The sequence below is a fragment of the Siphonobacter sp. genome, from assembly GCF_048595215.1.
Classification (GTDB): Bacteria; Bacteroidota; Bacteroidia; order Cytophagales; family Spirosomataceae; genus Siphonobacter.
This window is the reverse complement of record NZ_JBMDWJ010000087.1, coordinates 1-23,781: the sequence shown is the minus strand read 5'-3', so window position 1 is coordinate 23,781 and position 23,781 is coordinate 1. Positions and strand designations below refer to the sequence as shown.

At 51.2% G+C, this 23,781-nt stretch carries 12 protein-coding genes; 11 read left to right on the top strand and 1 reads right to left on the bottom strand.

The features are described 5' to 3' along the window. Positions 1-158: 158 nt before the first annotated feature. Positions 159-3,602, top strand: a complete 3,444-nt coding sequence (locus ACOJTG_RS04895) for a TonB-dependent receptor (RefSeq protein WP_420152791.1) — start codon at positions 159-161, stop codon at positions 3,600-3,602. Positions 3,603-3,623: 21 nt separating this feature from the next. Next, a complete protein-coding gene (locus tag ACOJTG_RS04890; protein WP_420152790.1) occupies positions 3,624-5,441 on the top strand; it encodes a RagB/SusD family nutrient uptake outer membrane protein in 1,818 nt (605 codons plus the stop codon). 75 nt (positions 5,442-5,516) lie between these two features. On the opposite strand, the gene ACOJTG_RS04885 is transcribed toward ACOJTG_RS04890, so the two are convergent. Next, positions 5,517-6,671: a LacI family DNA-binding transcriptional regulator gene (locus ACOJTG_RS04885; RefSeq protein ID WP_420152789.1), complete on the bottom strand. Its 1,155-nt coding sequence runs from the start codon at positions 6,669-6,671 to the stop codon at positions 5,517-5,519. A 297-nt stretch (positions 6,672-6,968) separates the two neighbouring features. On the opposite strand from ACOJTG_RS04885, the gene ACOJTG_RS04880 reads away from it, so the two are divergent. The 9 genes from ACOJTG_RS04880 to trpA all read left to right on the top strand — a co-directional run bounded on the left by ACOJTG_RS04880 (position 6,969) and on the right by trpA (position 23,316). Then, positions 6,969-9,986: a SusC/RagA family TonB-linked outer membrane protein gene (locus ACOJTG_RS04880; RefSeq protein WP_420152788.1), complete on the top strand. Its 3,018-nt coding sequence runs from the start codon at positions 6,969-6,971 to the stop codon at positions 9,984-9,986. Positions 9,987-9,999: 13 nt separating this feature from the next. Continuing rightward, positions 10,000-11,472: a RagB/SusD family nutrient uptake outer membrane protein gene (locus ACOJTG_RS04875; protein WP_420152787.1), complete on the top strand. Its 1,473-nt coding sequence runs from the start codon at positions 10,000-10,002 to the stop codon at positions 11,470-11,472. Positions 11,473-11,540: 68 nt separating this feature from the next. After that, entirely contained in the window at positions 11,541-14,105 is a 2,565-nt protein-coding gene (locus tag ACOJTG_RS04870; RefSeq protein WP_420152786.1) for a glycerophosphoryl diester phosphodiesterase, read from the top strand. After that, positions 14,102-14,914 carry a sialate O-acetylesterase gene (locus ACOJTG_RS04865; protein WP_420152785.1) on the top strand — a complete coding sequence of 271 codons (813 nt, stop codon included), beginning with the start codon at positions 14,102-14,104 and terminating at the stop codon, positions 14,912-14,914. Before ACOJTG_RS04870 ends, ACOJTG_RS04865 begins: the two co-directional genes overlap by 4 nt. 35 nt (positions 14,915-14,949) lie before the next feature. Further along, positions 14,950-16,662, top strand: a complete 1,713-nt coding sequence (locus tag ACOJTG_RS04860) for a sodium:solute symporter family protein (RefSeq protein WP_420152784.1) — start codon at positions 14,950-14,952, stop codon at positions 16,660-16,662. 30 nt (positions 16,663-16,692) lie between these two features. Beyond that, positions 16,693-18,717: a glycoside hydrolase family 2 protein gene (locus tag ACOJTG_RS04855; protein WP_420152783.1), complete on the top strand. Its 2,025-nt coding sequence runs from the start codon at positions 16,693-16,695 to the stop codon at positions 18,715-18,717. A gap of 68 nt (positions 18,718-18,785) precedes the next feature. Then, a complete protein-coding gene (locus tag ACOJTG_RS04850) occupies positions 18,786-21,062 on the top strand; it encodes an FAD-dependent oxidoreductase (protein WP_420152782.1) in 2,277 nt (758 codons plus the stop codon). 238 nt (positions 21,063-21,300) lie between these two features. After that, entirely contained in the window at positions 21,301-22,500 is a 1,200-nt protein-coding gene (trpB, locus tag ACOJTG_RS04845; protein ID WP_420152781.1) for a tryptophan synthase subunit beta, read from the top strand. Between the two features lie 27 nt (positions 22,501-22,527). Beyond that, positions 22,528-23,316 (top strand): tryptophan synthase subunit alpha, encoded by a 789-nt coding sequence (gene trpA / locus ACOJTG_RS04840; protein WP_420152780.1) that lies wholly within the window; start codon positions 22,528-22,530, stop codon positions 23,314-23,316. Positions 23,317-23,781 lie beyond the last annotated feature (465 nt).

Sequence of the window (23,781 nt, the reverse complement as noted above, 5' to 3'; positions counted from 1 at the left end):
AGTAGTGCTGCTTGCCTGACCAAAAAATCGGCGAATGCTGGAACATTCGCCGATGGTCTTTTCCCCTTCATTTTTTCGATCGACCGGAACATCCGCTGGAACGGATGGAAGGGATTGTATTTGCTAATTCTGGAGAACCAACAAACCCGTTCAAATTTATGGTAAAACGTAGACATTCCTGTCGGATTCTGCTGAAAATCATGCGAATCGCTCTACCACAATTCATTCTGGCCACCGTCTTTGCTACGCTTTCGCTGGCGAAAGACGGCCGTGCTCAGGAAGTACTTAATCAGAAGATTACCGTGCACGTTTCCAATCTCAATATGGAAAAAGCACTCGAAAAGATTGAACAGACGGCCGGTATACGGTTCATGTACAGTCCCCAGCTCATTCAGGCCAATCGACTTATTTCTCTGAATGCCAACGAAGAAGTGCTGCTAACGGTACTCGAACGATTGCTGCGTCCGAATAATCTTACCTACGAACTGATCGATCATCAGGTGATTCTCCGGCGGGTCAACACCACGGAAGAGCTGGTTGACGTAGCCCCGAAAGATCGGATCATCAGCGGTACCGTCGTTGATGAGAAAGGGCAGGCCATTCCTGGCGTAAACGTTCAGATCAAAGATCGGAACCGCGGTACGACGACCGATAGCAAAGGGCAATACAAGCTTTCCGTACCCGAATCGGGTGCTATTCTAGTGTTTTCATCCATTGGGTACCAGGGAGGAGAAGTGGAAGTCGGTAGCCGATCCGTCGTCGATTTTACGATCAAGGAAACGACGCAGGCCCTTACGGAAGTCGTCGTAATCGGCTACGGAACCCAGCAAAAGCGGGATCTAACCGGGGCCGTATCCCAAATCAAGGCAGCCCAGATTGAAAACGAAAATCCGAATACGGTACAGGACATGCTCCGGGGCAATGCCGCCGGTCTGAACGTAGGGTACGATGCTTCAGCGAAGGGCGGCGGTGATTTACAAGTACGCGGCCGGACTTCGCTCAATGCCAGTTCTTCGCCCTTGTTAGTCGTCGATGGGGTCATTTACTATGGAGCTCTGTCGGACATCAACCCGAATGATATTGAAACGCTTGATGTCCTGAAAGATGCCAGTTCTGCCGCCGTATTCGGAGCAAAAGCCGCTAGTGGGGTCATCCTGATTACGACCAAACGAGGCAAAAGTGAAAAGCCGACCATCAGTGTGGACGGAAATGTGGGCATCAGTACCGTTGCCCGTAACCAACCCGTGTACGGGCCGGAAGGCTACGTACGCTGGCGGGAGGATGTGCTGAAAAGTCAAAACCTGAATGCTAAACCTTACCAGTTTTCCAATCCGGATAACCTGCCTTCGGACGTGCCTTTACAGCAATGGCTGGGTTACGACGGATCAACGGGTAACCCAACGGACGTCTGGCTGAACCGTCTGAAATTCCAACCCGTTGAAATTGAAAACTATAAGGCCGGACGGTCGGTCAACTGGTACGATAAAGTGTTCCAGGCGGCCCGTCGGCAGGATTACAACGTCAGTATTTCCGGAAAGAAAAACGACATTTCCTACTACTATTCGCTGGGGTATTTGAATAATGAAGGCATCATCACCGGCGACAAGTTTTCAACCATCCGTTCCCGGTTCAATCTGGAAGGAAAAATTGCTTCCTTCCTTTCGGCCGGGATTAACGCCCAGTTCTCCGACCGCGATGAAAGTCAGGTAGCCGCCGACTGGACGCAGATTACCAAGGCCTCGCCCTACGGTTCCGAATACGATGCTCAGGGCAATTACCGCTGGAGTCCGCAGGACGATCCCGGCGGCGGCAGTCGGCACCCCTTTCTAGCCATGAAATACACTGATCGGCTTCGCAAATACAATACGCTGATCTCTACGCTGTTTGCCAAGGTTACCTTACCCCTGGGAATTACGTATCAGGTCAATTTCACGCCCCGGTTTGAGTGGTACCGCAACTTCAACCACGAATCGTCCAAACACCCCGAATGGGCCAACGTGGGCGGACGGGCTTCGCGGGAGCAAAACATGGTCTACAACTGGCAGGTCGATAACTTATTCAAGTGGAACAAGACGGTTGCCGACATCCACAATTTCGATGTGACGATGCTCATCAACGCGGAGAAATTTCAGAGCTGGAACAACAGCATCCGCAATAATGGCTTCGAACCCAGCGATAACCTGGGCTATCACCGCGTGGAGGCGGGTATCAACCCCATCGTGAGCAGTAATGATGAGTACAGCACCGCCGACGCCCTCATGGGACGACTGTTCTATTCGCTCAAGCAAAAATACCTGCTGACCTTATCCGTACGCCGGGATGGTTACTCGGCGTTCGGACAGGCCAATCCACGGGCCTGGTTCCCTTCGATTGCGGGCGGCTGGGTATTCAGCGATGAAAATTTTGCCAAAAGCTCCTGGCTTAATTACGGGAAACTTCGCTTGTCCTGGGGGATCAACGGTAACCGGGATATTGGTCGGTACGTTGCCCTTTCCGATCTAACGACGGGGAAATACCTCATGGTTCGCAACGACGGAACGGTGTATCAGGTATCCCAGCTGTACGTGAACCGGATGAACAACAAAAACCTGAAGTGGGAGAAAACGACGGCCTACAACTTCGGTCTGGACTTCTCGCTCTTCAACGGAAAGCTGGATGGTTCGCTGGAAATGTACCGCATGTCTACCCAGGATTTGCTGGTACAACGGACGCTACCCGATATTCTGGGCTTTAGTTACGTCTGGGATAACCTGGGCGAAGTACAGAACAAAGGAATGGAAGTCAACCTGAACGGTCGTATTCTCCAGCAACAGAATTTCTCCTGGCGGGCGAGTGTCAACTTCTCCCTCAACCGTAACAAGGTAGTACATCTCTACGGCGATAAAATCAACGTAACCGATGCGAACGGCAACGTAACGGGCCAGCGGGAAGCCGATGATATTTCGAACCGCTGGTTCATCGGTCAGGCTCTGGACCGCGTCTGGGATCAGAAAGTGGTTGGCGTCTGGCAAACCTCCGAATCCGAAGAAGCGGCGAAATACGGCGTACGACCCGGCGATTTCAAAGTGCAGGATGTCAACGGCGATTACAAGTACACCGATGCCGACCGTCAGTTTCTGGGGTACACGGCACCCCGCTTCCGCTGGACCTTACGTAACGAATTTACGCTGTTTAAAAACTTCGACCTCTCCTTTATGATGTACTCGTACTGGGGACACGTGAGTTCGTACAATCTGGCGAAAAACCAGGGCTTAGCGGATCGTACGTCTTCGTACGTGTTTCCGTACTGGACCGCGGAGAACCCTACCAACGACTACGCCCGACTGGCTTCCAGTAACGGAAGTGCCAACTTCAGCGTCTACCGCAAGAAGTCATTCGTTCGACTGGATAACATTTCTATGTCCTATAACCTGCCCAGAGCACTGATTCAGAAAGTGAATATGCAACGGGTACGGGCTTACTTCTCGGTTCGGAACGTAGGCTTCTACGCTCCCGAGTGGAATTACTGGGATCCGGAAAATGGCTTACGGGATTCGGATAACAACGCCATCACCGGACCTACCCCACGCACCTATACGCTGGGATTAAATCTGACTTTGTAAAAGCCTCTAGACGAAACACGAATGAAAAAATATACCAATGGCGTACTGCTGGCGGCGTTGCTGGCCTTGGGCAGTGGGTGTGCCAAAGACTGGCTGACGCCCCAACCGCTTTCTTTTTACGCTCCCGAAAACACGTTCATCGATGCCAATGGCATGGAAGGAGCCCTGGTGGCTTGCCTTCGGAACATGCGGTATGAATGGTACGGCGACGGAGCACCGATTATTACAGAAACCATATTTTCGGAAGTAGCCATCGAAGGAACGACCGATAAATCAGGCCCGGCTCAGGACCTCAACCTGATGATTACACCCGATGCGAACCTGAATTCGACGGATTACAATAAGATTGGCTGGTACTGGTACGAAGGATTCAAGGGTATCAAGTACGCTAACGTAGTCATTTCCCGGATTGACGATGCCAAGTATGCCTCGGAAGCGGAACGCAACGCCGTACTCGGGAAGGCCTACTTCCACCGGGCGTATCGGTACTACAAACTGACCCAGCAATTCGGGGACGTTCCGTTAATTCTAAAAGAAATCACTGAACCCAAGCTGGATTTTTATTCCACCAAACGCGAGGTCATCTTACAGCAAATGAAAGAAGACCTGGAGTTTGCCGAGCAGTGGGTACCCGATAATGTGGACAAGGGCGAAGTAACCAAAGGGGCCGTTAGTCACTTGCTGACGAAAGTAAATCTGGCTCTTGGTAAATTCGACGATGCTATCAAGTCGGCCAGTAACGTGATCGACGGGGGCGTGTACACGTTAATGAAAAACCGTTTTGGCGTGGATCGCAATAACGCGTCGCGTAATGTAATCTGGGATTTGCACCGTCCGGAAAACAAATCATTGGCCGAAAACCGCGAAGCCCTGATGCTGGTCATCGACCGGATCAATATGGATGGAAACTTTGATGGCGGTATGCAGATTATGCGGCAAACCGTACCGCAGTGGTACAACACGATCAATACGCCCAGTGGTCGCAAAGGCACCAGCGACGCCGCCGACATTGAACTCGATCAATCTACGATCTACGGTCGCGGCCTGGGCCGTTGCCGGGGTACTCGCTATAGTACCCAAAGTATCTGGACGGACCCGAAGGACTTACGCCACGTAAAGGGTAACTGGATGACGATGGAAGATCTGGTGTACAACCATCCGGACCTGAAAAAGAACAACGATCCCTATTACGGTAAACCCCTGCAGCTCTATAATGCCACCGGCGTACGCCTGAGTACAGATACCATCCGGAGCTGGTTTGGCTGGCCGCATTACAAAGTCTACGTACCCGATCCGCAGAATAAACCCGCTCGCGGCGGCAACTCGGATTGGTACGTATTCCGCCTGGCCGAAACGTATCTGCTGCGAGCCGAAGCCTATTACTGGAAAGGAAATCTGGCCAGTGCCGCAATGGATCTGAATGCCGTACGGACGCGGGCGGGAGCGAAGGAAATGGCTCTGGCAGACGTTAACATCGGTACTATTCTCGACGAGCGGGCTCGGGAGCTGTACTACGAAGAAGGTCGTAAAACGGAGCTGACTCGTATGGCCTACCTGTTTGCCCTGACCGGGAAGGCGGCCTACAACGGGAAAACGTATAATCTGGAGAACTTTTCGGAAAACAATTTCTTCTACGACCGGATCATGGAAAAGAATGAGTTTTACAACAAAGGCGTCGTCACCAACCACGGCGATCGCTACACCATGAGCCCGTATCACGTGCTCTGGCCCATTCCTCGCAACGCCATTCGTTCGAATACGCAGGGCCGAATTAATCAGAACAAAGGATATTCGGGCTACGAAGAAAACGTTCCGGCGTTAACCACAACGGGCGAGTAACCAACCAACCGTTTAGCAGTACTCAAAAGGCCGAGCCTATGATTTTCTCTGAACAGGGACGAATCGTAGGCTCGGCTATTTAATTGGCCTTACTACGGACGAGCCCCGAATACTCAATTCAGTTTTCAAGGTTTCCGTACGGGGACTGGTCTGTTCTCCCAGGTGAATGGTTTCCAGAAATAAGCGGGCCGCTGTTCGCCCAATCTCGCTGACGGGCTGGCCGACGGTCGTCAGGCCCGGATCAATAATGGCCGAAATCGGATCGTTACTAAAACCCACCACGGCCAGCTGCTCGGGAATTCGAACGCCTTTGGCTTTGGCAACCAGCATCACCTGAATGGCAGTCGGGTCATTGACCGCAAAAATGGCATCGGGTGGGGTAGGCAAGTCCAGCAAATACGTGGCGTAGATCCGAGCTTTTTCATCGGTCAGATCATACGTAATAATCAACTCGGGATCAAGCTCAATGCCGTACGACGCCAAGGCATCCGTGTAGCCTTTCTGCCGGAGCCGACTAATCAGCAAACTACCCGGTCCTGCGATGTGAGCAATGCGTCGGTAGCCTTGTTCCAGTAAATGGGTGACGGCCCGGTATGCCCCTTCGTAATCATCTACCACCACCCGGTGCGTTTCCAGTTCTGGACAAATGCGATTAAAGAAAATCAGGGGCGTGCCTTTATTTTCCAGGGCTTTGAAATGGTCAATGTTGTTGGTTTCGCTCGTCATGGAGACAATCAGCCCATCAACCCGACTGGCCATGAGTGCTTTCACATTGGCTACTTCCGTCTGATACGATTCATTCGACTGGCAGATCATCAAATTATAGCCCGCCGCCTGTAATACTTCCTGAGCTCCGATAATGACTTCCGGAAAGAAGTAATGATGGAATTCCGGTACGATCATGCCAACGGTATTCGTGCGACTTTTCACTAGCCCATACGCCAACAGATTAGGCTGATAATCCAGTTGCTGGGCAAGCTCGACCACGGCCTTCCGGGTACTGGGATGAATATCGCTCTGGTCTCGGAGTGCCCTGGATACCGTCGATTTAGAAATACCCAATTCATGAGCAATATCCACAATGGTTACTTGGTGCTTTGAACGCGGCTTGGGCGTATCGGCAAAGGAAAAATGACGCTGGCAGGATTTGCAATAGTACCGCTGTTTACCCCGAACCATACCGGCTTTGTTAATCGAATCGACTTGATGGCATTTCGGACAATGAATCATAATAATGGATGAAATTGTACTTTACTAATAAAGCTGTCTGCTGGAACTTCTCTTTGCCAAGCGTCTAGAATAATTCACTAAACCGTCTTCAAGATACTGAATTTTCTTAAACCTACCTATCGGGAACATTTTCGGGAACATTCCCGGTAGTTTTTAAGGCTTTTATTTAACTATTTATATTGTTTTTGGTATAAAACACAGTAGGTTCCGGAAATCAAGCTCTAGTACAGCTCAGAGCTATTTAAAGACTTTCTCTTTGTTAAATTGTATTATTATAAGATATTAACCTCTAGATCTATGCAATTATTCTTACGTACCTGTTTCGTAATGCTGGGCTTGGCCTGGATGGCTCATGGAGTCGCCCAGGCCCAACAGCTCAGCCTTCGGGGTAAGGTTACCGCCGGCAATGAAGGCGGCATTCCCGGTGTCAGTGTAGCCATTAAAGGCACCACGCGGGGGACCAACACCAACGCAGAAGGAATGTATACCCTAAGTAATGTACCCGCAGAAGCAACACTGGTTTTTTCGTCGGTGGGTTACATCAGCCAGGAAATCGCCGTCGGTGGAAAAACGGTCATTGACGTCGTCCTGCAAGCCGATGAAAAAGGCCTGGATGAAGTCGTGGTCGTTGGGTACGGTACTCAACGGAAAGTCGAAACCACGGGCTCCATTGTTTCCGTTAAGGCCGCTGACATTCTACAAACGCCCGTGGCAAACGTCGCTCAGGGCTTACAGGCTCGGGTAGCCGGGATGCAGGTAACGCAAAACTCGGCGGCACCGGGTGGGAACATCAGCGTTCGGATTCGCGGTACCAATTCAATTAATGGCTCTTCCGAGCCCCTGTACGTCATTGACGGTATTCAGTTTTCCAACGGTGGCGATGCCAACAGTCTGAGTCCGCTTTCGCAAATCAATCCCAACGACATTGAGTCAGTAGAAGTACTGAAAGATGCCTCAGCCACGGCCATTTACGGGGCCCGGGCTGCCAACGGCGTCGTACTCATCACCACCAAACGCGGGAAAGCGGGTGTCTCGACGGTTACCTACGAAGGATATTACGGCGTGCAGGAAACTACCAAAAAGCTAGCGGCCTTGAATGCCCGTCAGTTTGCCCAACTAGAAAATGAAGTATTTAAAACGAACGTATACGCCGATCCGGCGTCCCTCGGTGAAGGTACGAACTGGCAGAATCTGATTTTCCGTCAGGCTCCCATGCAGAATCACCAGATCTCGATTATGGGCGGTTCGGAAAAAACGCAGTTATCGCTTTCCGGTAACTACTTCAAGCAGGATGGTATTTTGATTAATTCGGATTTCACCCGCTACTCTTTCCGGTTGAACCTGGATCACCGGGTCAACAAAGTGCTCAAAGTAGGTACGAGTATCCTCGGGGTGTATTCGGTCAATAACCGGGTGCCGTCCGTAGGGGGCGGGCTAGATGGAGCCTCGAGTTCTAACCTGCTGGCTGCGGCCATTGGGGCTCCGCCAACCCTGGTGCCGTACCGGGAGGATGGAACCGTATATCCTTTCGGCGATCAGTTCAACCAGCGATACCGTGAAGTAGCTAATCCGCTAGGACTGGCTTCCATCCTCAACCGCAACACGGAACGCCGGACCATTGCCAATATCTACGCGGATTTCAGTATTGCGAAAGGACTAAGTTACCGGGCTTCCTTGAATGTAAATTTAATGAGTAGTCTGGGAGATGTGTACCGCCCCCGTTTCATCCAGAGTCAGGTTGAATTGGTATCCGGTGGCGGAAGTGCCAGCAAAAATAATTCGAACTTTACGGGCTTGTTACACGAAAGTGTGTTGACGTACGTGACGAAGATTGGAGAAAATCACTCCCTGAAGTTTACGGGTTTATTTGCTACGCAAAAGGATGACAACAATTACAATAACATCTCCGCTTCCAAGTTTCCCAACGATGCCACGCTTAATGAAGCGGTGCAACTGGCCACGGACCGAACCGTAACCAGTGGTCGTAGCAAAAGTCGACTGGACTCTTACATGGGTCGGATCAATTATGGGTATAAAGACAAATATTTCTTGGATTTAACGGCCCGGGCGGATGGAGCCAGTAAGTTTGGTAATAACAACAAATACGGATTCTTTCCCGCGGTATCGGCCGGATGGCGAATCATCGAAGAACCTTTCCTGAAAAGAGTACCCTGGCTTTCTGACTTAAAATTACGAGGAAGTTACGGTATGACCGGAAACGCCGGGGCCATTGACCCGTACCAGTCGCTTGCTCTGGTTAGCTCGGGCAGTAACTACATTTTTGATCACGTGCTGGCTACCGGTATCAATCCCACGGGCATTCCAAACCCCGATTTGAAGTGGGAAAAATCCACGCAGCTCAACCTGGGTTTTGATTTGAGCGTATTGAACAACCGCTTGAGCTTTATTCTGGATGTATACCACAAGCGTACCAATGATCTGCTGTTCGTCCAACAGTTGCCGCTTTCTTCGGGCTACACCACCATCACCGGAAATTTCGCTTCCCTGGAAAATAAAGGCATCGAACTGGCCGTCAATGGACGCATTCTGGATGGGCCCGTCAAGTGGAATGTTTCCGCCAATGCGACGGTCAACCGAAATAAATTACTTTCCCTGGGCGGCGGTATCCAGGAATACGTCGTCTCTAACTATACGGTCCTGCAAGTGGGTCGTTCGTTAGGCTTGTTTAAAACCTTCATTTTCGACGGCATTTACCAAAACGGAGAATCACTGCCCAAGGGTAACGATATTCGTGTGGGGGGAACGAAGGTCAAGGATCTCAATGGCGATGGAGCGATTACGGATGAGGATCGTACCATTACCGGGGAAGCGAATCCAAAGTTTATTTACGGCTTTTCGACGGACGTGCACTACAAGAATTTTGATCTGAGTGCCCTTTTCTCGGGGGTACAAGGAAATAAGGTGTATAACCTCATTCGCTACACGTTTGAAAATCCGCTGGGCGGACGAAATCTGTTCGCCGAAACGGCCAACCATTGGACGCCTACCAATCCAAATAATGAATATCCCGGCGTATTGCAGGGGGGACGTCTGCCCATCAGCGACCGATTCATGGAAGATGGTTCCTTTCTGCGTTGCAAGAACATTACGCTCGGGTATAACCTGCCCAAAATCAAAGGCGTCGGCAATGCCCGCGTTTACGTGAGCGGAAACAATCTCTTCACCTTTACCAACTACAGTGGCTACGATCCCGAGGTGAACAGCTTCGGCAATTCAAACACGCAGATTGGTATTGATAACATGGTCTATCCAACGGCCAAGTCCTTTTTGGGTGGTATTCAGGTAACCTTTTGATCGCTAGACCTCTATGAGAAAAATATTTATTCCACTGATCGCCCTGCTAATGGCCGGATGTCAGCTAGAGGAAACCCCTTATTCCTCCATTTTTACGGATAACTTCTATAAAACGGCCGAAGATGCCGAAGCCGCCATTACCTCGGTATACGGAACGCTGGGAAGTTTATATGGTGGACCCGCTCCCCTGATTGCCAGCGATTTTAGTGCGGATCAGGTATACGCCCGTCCCGTGGTAGGGCGTGATACCTATACGCTGTTCTCGTATGACAAACAGTACTCAGCGGCTAAAAGCTTTGACCGTACGAATGAATCGCCGCTACAAATCTGGCGGGCCTACAGTGGGATCGAAAAAGCCAACTGGGTACTCGAACGCGTACCCGCTATTACGATGAACACGCAACGCCGGGAGGAAATTCTGGGAGAAGCCTATTACCTGCGAGCCTTTTATCATTGGATGCTGACCAAAAACTTTGGTGATATCATTGTGAAAACGAAGGCCAGTAAGAATTTGACCGAAGCCTATCAGGCAAAAAGCACCCGAGCCGAAGTATACCAGCAAATCTATAAAGATCTGGACGAGGCGGTCAAACGGCTACCTTCTTATTCTGCTTCGCTCGTAAAGGGGCGAGCCTCTAAAGAAACGGCTCTGGCTCTGTACGCAAAAGCGGCATTGTACAACGAAGATTGGGCTACGTCTTTAGCCAAAGCCCAGGAAGTAATCAATGGGGGCAAACACGTACTGTTAACGAATGTACTGGACGTGTATGATGTAACGAAAGAGGATCAGGCTCGCGTAGAAAATATGTGGGCCTTTGAAAGCGAGAGTTTTCAGCCCGGTCAGACCTCCCAAGTGGGATCGCTGTATGGTCCGGCCAACAGTAATGGGAAAGAATACGGACGCGTCTCGTACGGCTCCGCCTTCGCCTATCAGTCCTTCTTTAACTCGTTTAACCCCAAAGACAAGCGTCGCCAGTTGCTGGATACTACCTACATTGCCAATAATGGAAACGTCGTGCCGCAACGCAGCATTACGCCCGTGACGACGCAGGGTGTACTGGTGAAAAAATACCGTGACCCCAATTCCAACGGAAATGTGTACGCGGTAAATATTCCCATTTTTCGCTACGCCGACGTCATTCTGATTGCGGCGGAAGCGGAAGCCCGGCAGAATGGAGCCACCGCCGTCGCGTACGGGTACCTCAATCAAATTCGGAAACGGGCCGGACTCGAGGATGTACCAGCAGGTCTGAGTAAGGACGCTTTTATAGAAGCCATCCTGCAGGAACGGGCCTGGGAATTCTTTGCCGAGGGCGATCGCTGGTACGACCTGACCCGCACCAATACCTTTATGTCGGTGGTTGCTAAAGCCGTCAATAACGTCTATCCTACCCGAAACCCTCAGGCTCGGAATCGGTATTTCCCCATTCCGCAGGACGAAATCAACGCGAATCCGCAATTGGTGCAGAATCCGGATTGGCAATAGAGAACGATAGGTTGAACAGGTGAGCTTCCATACTCACCCGTTCAATTAAAATCAGGAACAACGAACGCATGAAATACCTAATGGCTTTGGTTTGCTGGGGGATGACGAGTTGGCTAAGCAGTCAGGCTCAGCAAACGCTTTCCTTGAAAAATGAGCAGCTGGAATTAGTTTGGCAACGGAAAGATGGGGGTTGGCAGTTAACGCGTCTCGCCGTCAAAAAAGGGAAAAACTGGGAAAGTTTGCCGAATCCTTCGGGAGAAGGTACCGTACTCTTTTCCAGCGAAAAACCGAATCCCGAGCTTACCCGAAGCTTTCAGTTGAGTACCGGCGGTACGTTTCCGGAGTCGAGTTATCATTATCAAAAGGAACAGTGGAAGGAAAGTACCAATGCTGTTTCCCTGAATACGGCTGGGCAGGCTGAACATTTCCGCTTTAGCAAAGGACAACAAGTCAGTCCCCGGCAACTACGCTTTGAAGCGGAAACCCCGCAGGCCACCATCATTACGGATTGGCAACTGGATGATCGTTTCCCAACGGATGTGCAGGTGCATCAAACCCTGAAAGCGAAACAAAAAGGGTATTATTCACTGGCCAGTCCTACGCTGGCTACCGTAAGTGAATCGCAACTAGCCTGGGCGACAGTGCCGGGGTACTTTCAGGGAAAAGGGATTCAGAAGGATTTTGTCAAAGCGTACGCCTACGGAATGGGCGTACCCGAGCTGCCCGTGGTGTACCGCGAGCGTTGTGCGAGTACCTTGTGTCCGCTGGTATCAACGAAAAACGACGTAACGCTTTCCATCATTCCCGACCCCGGTCTGGGTCGCGATCCCTGGGCGAAGGATCACAGTACGCAAACGAATTGGCTACTCGGGCTTTCGCACAAAAACCGCAAGTCGGAATTAAGCCCTACGCTGTATTATCCCGTGTTAGGGGAAACAAACTCAGGCTTAGCTTCGGGTGAAACGATTCAGTACGGCTTTCGCTACAGTCTGATTTCGGGCGATTGGTTCAAGGCCATTAATCATGCCGTCTACGATATTTACCAGTTCAGGGAAAGTCTGGCCTTACGGCAGAGTACCCAGGCCCTGAGTAATCGGGTGGAGAACATGCACCACTACCTGACCGATCCGGTGACGTCCCTGTGGAGGGTTGAATCCTATAAAGGATTACAAATCGGGGCTCAGTCGTACCTGGGAGGTGTGGTTGGTTCGAATAAGGACGCCATGAAAAACGCCGATTACGGAGCGATGTGGTACCTCTCTACGGCCACGGCTGATCCGAAACTGATCCAGAATGTATTGCCGTACGCCCTGAATTTCAAACTGGCCCAGCAAACGGATACGGGTTTTTTCAAGGGAGCCGTCGAAGGGCAGTACTACCTGGCTCAATCAAAGAAATTCGTGGAAGAATGGGGGGAAGTCGTCGAGCCCATTGCCGTCACGTATTATACGATGCTGGACATTGGCAATCTGTTACTCTTCGAACCTACGAATACCGAGCTGAAGGAAAAACTAAAAGCCGGAGCCGAGTTTCTGCTGCGTACCCAAAAACCAAACGGCAGTTGGGCCGTCGCCTACGATCATCATACGGATCAGGAATTGTTTAAAGACATTCCCGACGTTCGGCCTACGTTTTACGGCTTACTGGTCGCGTACCGAATCCTGCGGGAGCCGAGGTATCTGGCGGCGGCTCAGAAAGGAGCCGACTGGTTGATCAAAGAATCGATTGAAACGGGTTCGTTTCTCGGCGTTTGCGGCGATGCCCGGTACGCCCCGGACTTCGCTACGGGTCAATCCGCTCAGGCACTGCTGGATTTGTACGAGCTAACCAAAGCAGAAAAATACAAAAAGGCCGCGTTAACGGCCGCGAAAATCTACACCAGTTCCATTTATACGCATCCCATTCCAAACCGTACGGTGAAGGAAGTGAATGGCGTGAAACGGGAAGATTGGGAGATTGCCCAGTCCGGACTTAGCTTCGAGCACGGTGGTATTTTTGGTTCGGCCGTACGGCACGGTCCCATCCAGTTATGCAGTCACGCGGGGATGTTCATTCGCCTGTACCAGTTAACCAACGAACCTTTGTTTGCCGATATGGCCCGAGCCGGAGCCCTGGGTCGCGATGCGTTTGTGGATGCGAAAACCAGCGTTGCTTCGTATTACTGGAACGGGATGAACAAAGGAGCCGGACCTTATCCGCACCACGCCTGGTGGCAAGTAGGCTGGATCACGGATTACCTGATGGCCGAGGCCGAATTACGTACGCAGGGCAAGGTTCACTTTCCCCGTGGTTTCGTCACGCCGAAAGTAGGACCGCACCAGACCTACGGGTTCGAACCGGGTACGATTTACGGTGATAAAGCCCGGTTGCTCATTCGCGAAGGCGTGGTAAAACCAAGTAGTCCAGTGATTGATTACATTTTGGCCAAATCCGAATCGGCGAATCGACTCTACGTCATCCTGCTCAATAACCGTCAACAAGCTACCGCCTTCAACCTCAACCTAGCTACTGAATCCATGCCGGCGGGTACCCGGGCAAAAACCTTGCGGAGTTTAACTACGGGTAAAGCGGCGGGTACGGCTTACGAATTACCGGGTTTTGGCGTGGAGGTACTAGCCATTGATCTGCCATGAAAACAATCCTACTGCTGCTAACGATGAGCCTGGGATACGTATGCCCGACCCTTGCCCAGAACAAAGCCCTTTTTGTCGTAGCGGGACAAAGCAACGCCGTGGGCCAAGGTAATGCTGAGCAATCCATCCGGGTAACGGGAGCCTTGGAGTATCGCTATCAAAGCGACTCCTTGGTACCCCTTCAGGATCCCGTGGGCGAAAATGCTCTGGAATTTCAGGCGGCGAATACAGGTAGTGCCTGGCCCGCTTTCGCTCAGCGGTACCAGGCATTAACGGGTCAGCAAGTCATCCTCGTAGCCGCCGCACGCGGGGGCAGTTCGGCCCATCAGAAAGCCGAGTTGAATGAACTGGGTACCTGGGCTGCCGAGGGTCATAAGCCTTTACTGGCTAAAGCTCTGGAGAAGATCCATCGGGCGGAAGCAAAAGTGGGGGTACCCATCCAGGGCATCATCTGGATCCAAGGCGAACGCGACGCGAATGCGATTTTTGATCAGCAGTTAACGGTGGAAGCCTACGAGGCGGCTCTGGAAGGATTGATCGAACGGTTTCGAAACGGCCTAGGAACTGTCGTTCCTTTTTACCTCGTCTTAACGGGCAATCAGCAGGGCCGTGAACCGATCGGAAACACCGCCGTTCGGCAGGCCCAGCGAAACGTGGCCCGGCGATTGACTCAGGTATTCGTCGTCTACGAACAGGCGGAACACTTTGCGGAAAAACACTGGATGAAGGACTTTGTGCATTACAACCAGCAAGCCCTGAATGATATTGGGAAAACCGTTGCCGAACGCATCGTAACCCTGAACAACTGAACCCCTGGTCTTGTACCTGGCAATCTTGAGAACCAATGAACTCAGTCATTGATACCACCGTCATTTTTGTTTTTTCTGCCTTTGTACTGGCCATCGGTCTGCTTTTTGCCCGGACGGGTCGCAACCTGAAATCGTTCTTTGCCGGTGGCGAAGCCGTACCCTGGTTCATTGGGGGACTGTCACTGTTTATGTCTTTTTTCTCGGCGGGTACGTTCGTAGCCTGGGGTTCGATTGCCTACAAACACGGTTGGGTAGCCATTACGATTCAGTGGACGATGTGCATCGGAGCCCTGGTGACGGGTTTATTTCTGGCTCCCCGCTGGAAAGCTACGGGTAATCTGACGGCTGCGGAATTCATCCGGGAACGACTCGGCGAGCGGGTACAGAAAACCTACATCGGCATTTTTACGCTCGTATCGCTTTTTATTAAAGGCTCCGTACTCTATCCCGTAGCCAAGTTAGTAAGCGTATCCCTGGGATTCCCCCTGGTGGAATGCACCATTGTACTGGGTATTTTCATGATTGCCTATACGGCGGTGGGGGGACTCTGGGCGGTGATGGTTACCGATATTCTTCAGTTTGTCATTCTGACGGCGGCCGTATTTATTCTCTTGCCCTTGTCGCTGGAGAAAGCGGGTGGCTTTGACGCCTTCACTCAGAAGGTACCCGACGATTTTTTCAATTTCCTGCACGGCGAGTACACCTTTGGTTTTGTGATGGCCTTCGTGTTTTATCACATTGCCTACATCGGGGGAAACTGGACGTTCGTGCAGCGGTACACCAGTGTCGATTCGCCTAAATCGGCCCGCAAAGTTGCCTTTCTATTTGCGGCTCTGTATCTGGTCAGTCCCATGATCTGGATGTTGCCGCCCATGATCTACCAGTCGATTAACCCTACACTTTCGGGCCTGGATACGGAGAATGCCTATCTGATGATTTGCAAACTCGTATTGCCACCGGGACTGCTGGGGTTGATGCTGACGGGTATGTACTTCTCCACGTCCGCCAGTGCCAATACGACGCTTAATGTCGTCTCCGCCGTATTCACAAACGACATCTACAAGGGATTTATCAATCCGCAGGCTTCCGACGAGAAGCTTATTCGCGTGGCCCGGCTTTCGTCCTGGGGTTTCGGCATCGGAATGATCATCATTGCCTTGCTGGTACCCGCGGCGGGCGGAATCGTCGAAGTAGTATTGAGTATATCCGCCATTTCGGGCGGACCCTTACTGGCTCCGCCGCTTTGGGCCCTGTTCTCCAAACGCATCAATGGGAAGACGACGTTCTGGATCACGATCATCGGATTACTCGTCAATCTGTATTTCAAAGTGTTGTCGCCGACGCTCTTTTCCTACAAACTTTCCCGTGGGGCCGAAACCATCATCGGCATCGGTCTGCCGCTATTGCTATTACTGACGTACGAGCTCTACGCCCGTTCGAAAGGATGGATTGCGGAGGAATACGAGGGGTATCTACGTACCCGATCCGCCAAAAAAGCCGAAGCTCAGGCCGAAGAAGAATCCTACGAAATCAAAAAACAAAATCAGTTTGGTCTTCAGGTCATTGCCGGATCACTCGTTTTTGTGGCCCTGATGCTAGGCATACTCAGCTTCCTGACAACTTCCGGGGCAAACATTACGGCGGGAATCGCGGCGGTGGTGTTACTCGGTGCCCTCATTCCCTGGCAAGCTTCGCGGAAAATTACTTTCTCAGCTACGGAAGTTGAACTGCCTGCCAAAGTCCACTAACCGCCTCTTGACCTCTTACCTTCTTTTTGCATGAAATCATTCCTTTTCTTTCTTTTCGTATCCTTCTCGGTATCCGCCCAGTATACCATCCGAGAGCCTAATGCGATTCCCTTGCACGGCAAATGGCTGTTTGCCATGGACCCCCGCCAGGTAGGCGAGCAGAAGGGCTGGTATACCCTGGCTTCCAACGCACAAGGACGCAACTGGGATCAGGTTACGGTACCGCACTGCTTTTCGGCCGACCCCCGTTATCAGTTCTTCACGGGTCTGGTCTGGTACAAAAAGAGTTTTCCCTGGCAGGTACAGACGGGCAAGCGGGTGATTCTGCATTTTGATGCGGCTTACTACGCAACAACGCTCTGGCTGAATGACCAGAAAGTCGGTACGCACGAGGGAGGGTATACGCCCTTTTCCTTCGACATTACGGATTTTCTAAAAACCGGTGAAAACCTGCTGGCCCTATCTATTACTAACGATACCTGGCAGGAAAGGTCCATTCCCGGCTCGAAAGATGGCGATTCGCCCAACGATCCCTTTATGGGTTGGATGAACTACGGCGGCCTGATTCGCCCGGTGTACCTGACCATTGAACCCGAAGTGTACCTGCAAAACCTCAAGGTAGAGGCCACGCCCGATCTGGTTAAGGGTACGGCTACATTGAAAGTAAAAGCCTTTATTCGGAATGCTTCGCAGCAGGCTAATGCTCCCAAACTTTCCTTCACGCTTCAACAGAAGAACCGTACCATCCCCGTATCCTGGAAAATGTCAAGTAGCTCCATTGCCGGGAGTCAAAGCGGTGTACTGGAGGCAGAAACCAGTCTCAAAGCGGCGGATGTCAAACGCTGGGATCTGGATGATCCGAATCTGTATCAGTTGCGAGTGGCTATTGCGGGCGATACGCTGAAAACAAGCTTTGGGATACGGAAAGTGGAAGTGAAAGGAACGCAACTGCTACTCAATGGTCAATCGCTGAAGTTAGCCGGAGCCAACCGCGTTGTGGACTACCCGGGCTTAGGCTCGCTCGAACCAGACTGGCTCATTGAAAAAGACTTTCGCCTGATGAAAGAGGCCGGTATGGAATTCCAGCGGCTGACGCACTATACGCCCAGCGAACGATTCTACGAACTGGCCGATCAATACGGTATGCTCATCATCGCCGAAGCGGGCAATTGGCAATTGACGCCCAAGCAAATGGATAGTGATACCATTCGGAACAAATTCAAACAGCAGTTTACCGAAATGATGCAACGGGATTGGAATCACCCCAGCATCATCGCCTACAGTGTCGGCAATGAATATTTGTCAGAGCAGCCCGCCGGTCAACGCTGGACGAAAGATTTGATTGCCTGGAGTCGTGAACTGGATCCCACGCGGTTATACACCTTCGCCAGTATGCGACTCAATATCCTACCGAAAAGAGCCGAAGACGAAGCTTCCCAGTACTGTGATTTTGTTTCGACCAATACCTACGGCAACCACGCCCGAGCCCTGGATCACATTCATTCGCTGTATCCCGACAAACCGGTATTGATCAGTGAGTGGGGCGTTCGGGCCGATGCTAATGGTGGCGAAGCGGGACAGGCCAAACATATTTCAGAGGTAGCCGAGCTGATCCGTAAACGGCCGTACGTAATCGGAGCGTCGTGGTGGACGTATAACGATTACCAGAGTCGTTACGTGGGTACGGCTCCGAACGGGTACCGCCCTTGGGGACTGGTAGGCCCCGACCGTACGCCCCGACCCGCGTATGCCGTGTACCGCCGCGAAATGGCACCCCTTACCCTCGAAAGAGTACGCTGGCAACCGGGCGGGCAGGGGGTACATGAGCTAGTCGTTAAAGTAACGGCTCGGGGCGATTTCCCAGCCTATACGCTTCGCAACTACCAGATCAAAACATCCGATCAAACCATACCGATTCCCGAATTGAAGCCCGGAGCCTCTGTCGAGGTTCGCGTTCCCGTGGCCGGGTTTAATCAAACGCTGACGCTGGACGTATGGAAACCGACGGGCGTCCCCATTCTGACCGAAACCATCCACTTAACCGAAACGAAGTAGGAACCGTCAGCTCTGGCAAGGAGTCAGCGAACTACGGCGTACTGTCAACCCTAACTAGAAAAGAGTATATGATCCGATCTGACGTAAGTGAGAAAAGAAATCCCGCCACGGTTTCACTAAACGCCGATTTAGTAGTAGTCGGAGGTGGATTATCCGGAACCTGTTGTGCAATTACGGCGGCTCGGGCGGGTATTCGCGTCATCCTGGTGACCGACCGCCCGGTGCTGGGTGGAAATGCGTCCAGCGAAGTACGACTTTGGGTATTGGGAGCTACTTCCCACATGGGCAACAACAACCGCTGGGCCCGGGAAGGGGGTGTACTGGATGAATTGCTGGTGGAAAATATGTACCGCAATCCGGAGGGAAATCCACTGATTTTTGATACCGTTATTCTGGAGAAAGTCGTACAGGAGCCTAACATTACCCTCTTGCTCAACACGGCTGTACATGATCTGGAGAAGTCTGACCCGGATACTATTTCGAAAGTATTTGCTTTTTGTAGTCAAAACTCCACCAGTTACGAATTGTCCGCACCGCTATTCTGCGATGCTTCGGGCGATGGAATCGTAGGCTTTCTGGCGGGGGCGGCGTTTCGAATGGGAGCTGAGTCCAGCGAAGAGTTTGGCGAGAAGTTCGCCCCGAGTCAGGAATACGGTGAGTTGCTGGGCCATTCCATGTACTTCTATTCCAAGGATACGGGGAAACCGGTTCGGTTTGTTCCGCCGAATTATGCGATTGACGTCACGAAAGAAGTGCCCCGATTCCGCCGCTTCACGGCCAAGGAACAAGGTTGTCAGCTCTGGTGGCTGGAGTACGGTGGTCGGCTGGATACCGTTCACGATACGGAAAAAATCAAGTGGGAATTGTGGAAAGTCGTGTACGGCGTCTGGGATTACATCAAAAACTCCGGTGAGTTTCCCGAAGCGGAAACGATGACGCTGGAATGGGTCGGTACCATTCCCGGTAAACGCGAAAGCCGCCGCTTTGAGGGGGATTATATGCTTATTCAGCAGGATATTGTCGAGCAGCGAAGTCATTACGACGACGTCGCTTATGGCGGCTGGAGCATCGATTTACATCCCGCGGACGGGGTTTTCAGTGAAAAACCCGGTTGTAATCAATGGCATAGTAAAGGACTGTACGGCATTCCTTACCGCAGTTATTATTCCCGAAATATCAAGAATCTTTTCCTGGCCGGACGAATCATTTCCGCCAGTCACGTCGCCTTTGGTTCGGCTCGGGTCATGGCCACGAGTGCGTACGGCGGACAGGCCGTTGGGATGGCGGCCGTGTTGTGTACGCAGCAGGGCCTGCTTCCCCGGGATTTTTCTTCGCCCGAAAAAATTACCCAACTCCAGCAGGAGTTACAAAAACGGGGGCAGCATATTCCCGGCTTACAACTCCACGATCCCTTGGATTTAGTACAGGAAGCCCAGCTTACGGCTAGCTCGGAACTGGTACTTACGGAGCTGACCGAAGATACCGAGCCCCGACCCATGGTGTATTCCGTCGCCCAGCTATTGCCGGTAGCGGCGGGTCGTTTCCCTGCCCTGATTGTGCATCCCTACGCGGCGGAAGCAACTACGTTAGAGGTGGAATTACGCCTGAGCAGTCGTCCGGAGAATCATACGCCCGATGTAGTAATAGCTACCCAGACCTTGGCTCTGCAACCGGGACGAAACTGCATGAAGCTGGAATTTGATGTAACGATTGCCGAACCGACCTACGCTTTTCTGGTTTTCCGTAAAAACGAACAGGTAGCGTTTCGGTATTCAAATACCCGGATTACGGGTGTACTTTCCGTCTTCAATCTGGTTAATGCGGCAGTATCGAATTATGGAAAACAGGAACCTACGGAAGATATTGGTGTTGATGCCTTTGAGTTTTGGTGCCCCCAGCGGCGTCCGGAAGGTTTGAATCTGGCCTTGAAGATAGCGGAAGGACTCACCGCTTTTGGGGTGGAAAATCTGCGAAATGGCTTACAACGTCCCACGAATCATCCCAATGCTTACGTAGCTGATCTTACCGACCCAAAGCCGGAAGTGACGCTACGCTGGAATGAAAAACAACTTATCCGTAGGATAGAATTGGCGTTCGATGCGGATTTTGATCACCCGATGGAAAACGTACTCATGACGCATCCCGAAAGCATTATGCCTTTTTGCGTACAGCGATTCCAGATTCTGGATGAAAACGGGAACGTCCTAGCCAAGGAACAGGCCAATCACCAGACCTTACGCACACTTGTCTTGGAGGAGCCTATCGCCACGCGTCAGCTTACGATTCAGTTAGAACATCCATCGGCTACGGTACCCGCCGCGTTACTGGAGGTTCGGGTCTATTAGGAAGAAGGCGTTTAAAATTATAGGGCAAGTAATAGGGTAGAAAACAAAAAACTTCTAAGTTTGCCTTATCAACGTATTTCAAACGAAACATGAACAATTCATTCGCAAAAGCATGGTGGTGGCAGCTGAGAAATCTCGGTTGAGCAGCCCTCTTTTGCGTACATGGACCAGTCCTTATATACACGCCCGCTGTTCAGCCGAACAGCGGGTTTTTTATTAGCCAATGCATTCGAATCGTATGAAAATTGCAGACCAGGTTACCAGTGCTTTTCAGGTGAACGAGCGGGGGTATTACGGACCTTACGGTGGAGCCTTCATTCCTGAAATGTTGTACCCGAACGTAGAAGAGTTACGGGAGAACTATTTAACGATCATGGCCGATCCTTCGTTTCAGGCCGAATTCGAATACCTGTTACGGGATTACGTCGGTCGCCCAACGCCCTTGTACCTGGCCGAACGTCTTTCGGAAGTGTACAACACGAAAATCTATCTCAAGCGGGAAGACCTCTGTCATACCGGTGCTCACAAAGTCAACAATACCATTGGGCAGATCCTGCTGGCGAAACGTTTGGGTAAAAACAAAATCGTAGCCGAAACCGGAGCCGGTCAACACGGCGTAGCAACGGCGACGGTATGTGCCTTGATGGGCATCGAGTGTATCGTATACATGGGCGAAATCGACATCGAACGGCAGGCTCCCAACGTGGCCCGGATGAAAATGCTGGGTGCGGAAGTACGACCCGCCACAAGCGGTTCGCGTACCCTGAAAGATGCGACCAACGAAGCCATGCGTCACTGGATTAATAACCCCGTCGATACGCATTATATAATAGGTAGTGTGGTAGGTCCGCACCCGTACCCGGATATGGTAGCCCGCTTTCAGTCGGTCATCTCGGAAGAGATTCGCAATCAGCTTGTGGAGAAAACGGGTTCTGAGTTGCCTGATTACGTGATTGCCTGCGTCGGCGGCGGTTCCAATGCGGCAGGTGCTTTCTATCACTTTCTAAACGATGCATCGGTGAAACTGGTAGTAGCAGAGGCAGCGGGTATGGGTGTGGAATCAGGGCATTCGGCAGCGACTACTTTCCTGGGAAAACCCGGCGTGTTACACGGAAGTCGCAGTATCCTCATGCAAACGGAAGATGGCCAGGTCGTAGAACCTTTCTCGATTTCAGCGGGTCTGGATTATCCGGGAATCGGTCCCATGCACGCCAACCTAGCGACAAGCGGTCGCGGCATCTTTAAGGCCATTACGGATGAAGAAGCCCTGGCTTCCGGCTTTCAGCTGGCTAAACTGGAAGGAATCATTCCGGCGTTGGAATCAGCCCACGCTCTGGCTTGTTTAAAAACCCTGAATGCTTCGCCCAATGAAGTAGTCGTAGTGAATCTGTCCGGTCGCGGTGACAAGGATTTAGCTACCTATATGAAATACCTGTAAGCCCCACCCATCAAACCGAAGCAATCGATGAATCGCATTACTCAGCTTTTTCAGCAGCAATCGCAAAAGTTGCTCAATGTCTATTTTACGGCGGGTTACCCCCAGCTCAACGATACGCGTACCATTTTAAAGAATCTGCAGGAAGCGGGGGCCGATCTAGTAGAAATTGGAATGCCGTACTCGGACCCGGTAGCGGATGGCGAAACTATTCAAGTCTCCAATCAACGGGCGCTGGAAAATGGCATGTCGTTGAAAGTCTTGTTTAGCCAACTCGAAGGCATGCGGGACGAAATCCACGTACCCGTATTATTGATGGGCTATATCAATCCCGTACTTCAGTTTGGGGTGGAGGCCTTTTGCCAGAAGTGTCAGGAGGTAGGCGTAGATGGATTAATCCTGCCCGATATTCCGGTGGATGTTTATGAGGAGGAGTTCAAGCCTACGTTTGAGAAATACGGTCTGCTCAACATCTTCCTGATCACGCCGCAAACCACCGAAAAACGAATTCAGTATATAGATGAGGTATCGCAGGGCTTTATTTATATGGTATCGTCGGCCAGTATTACCGGAGCTAAGACGGGCATCAGTGCGGAGCAGGAAGCCTACTTCGACCGAATCGCCAGCCTAAACCTGAAGAATCCGCGTCTGATCGGATTTGGTATCTCCGATAATCAGTCTTTCGAGCAGGCCAGCAAAAAGGCTAATGGGGCTATTATTGGAAGTGCCTTTATCAAAGCCATTAGTCAAGGCAGCGATTTGCCCAGTACCATTCAAACATTCGTACAGGGAATCAAAGGTCCTGTTACTATTATATAGATAGAGGATACTATATCTATATAGAAGAGAGAAGGGCTATAATAAACGAACTCAAGGTACCGAAACGATTTTTAGGACCTTAGTAATTTGATTCGGAACCCGGATTACCATTATAGAACTTAAAAGGAGCGACTGTTCATCGAATCGTCGCTCCTTTCGTAAGGCCCAAACCGTAGAAACTAGCTATCCGCAACGAATGTTTTGACGAAGATTCCGAGGTAAAAGGGGCCGTGGAAGTGGATTTTTTGAATCGCATCGCAACTTTTTTTGGACTTAAAATTCTGATAATCAGTAATGGCTTAGCGGATTTCAAAAAAACTTTGATTCCTTACTTGACAAGGGGTGATTTTGGGTTATATCTTTGCACTCCCAAACGACGGGAAAGGCATTCTAAGGTGAGTGTAAACACTTGAGGCAAAGGCAGTTAAGCGAGGATGGAGGGGGAGGAAAGTTAAAGAGGGAGCT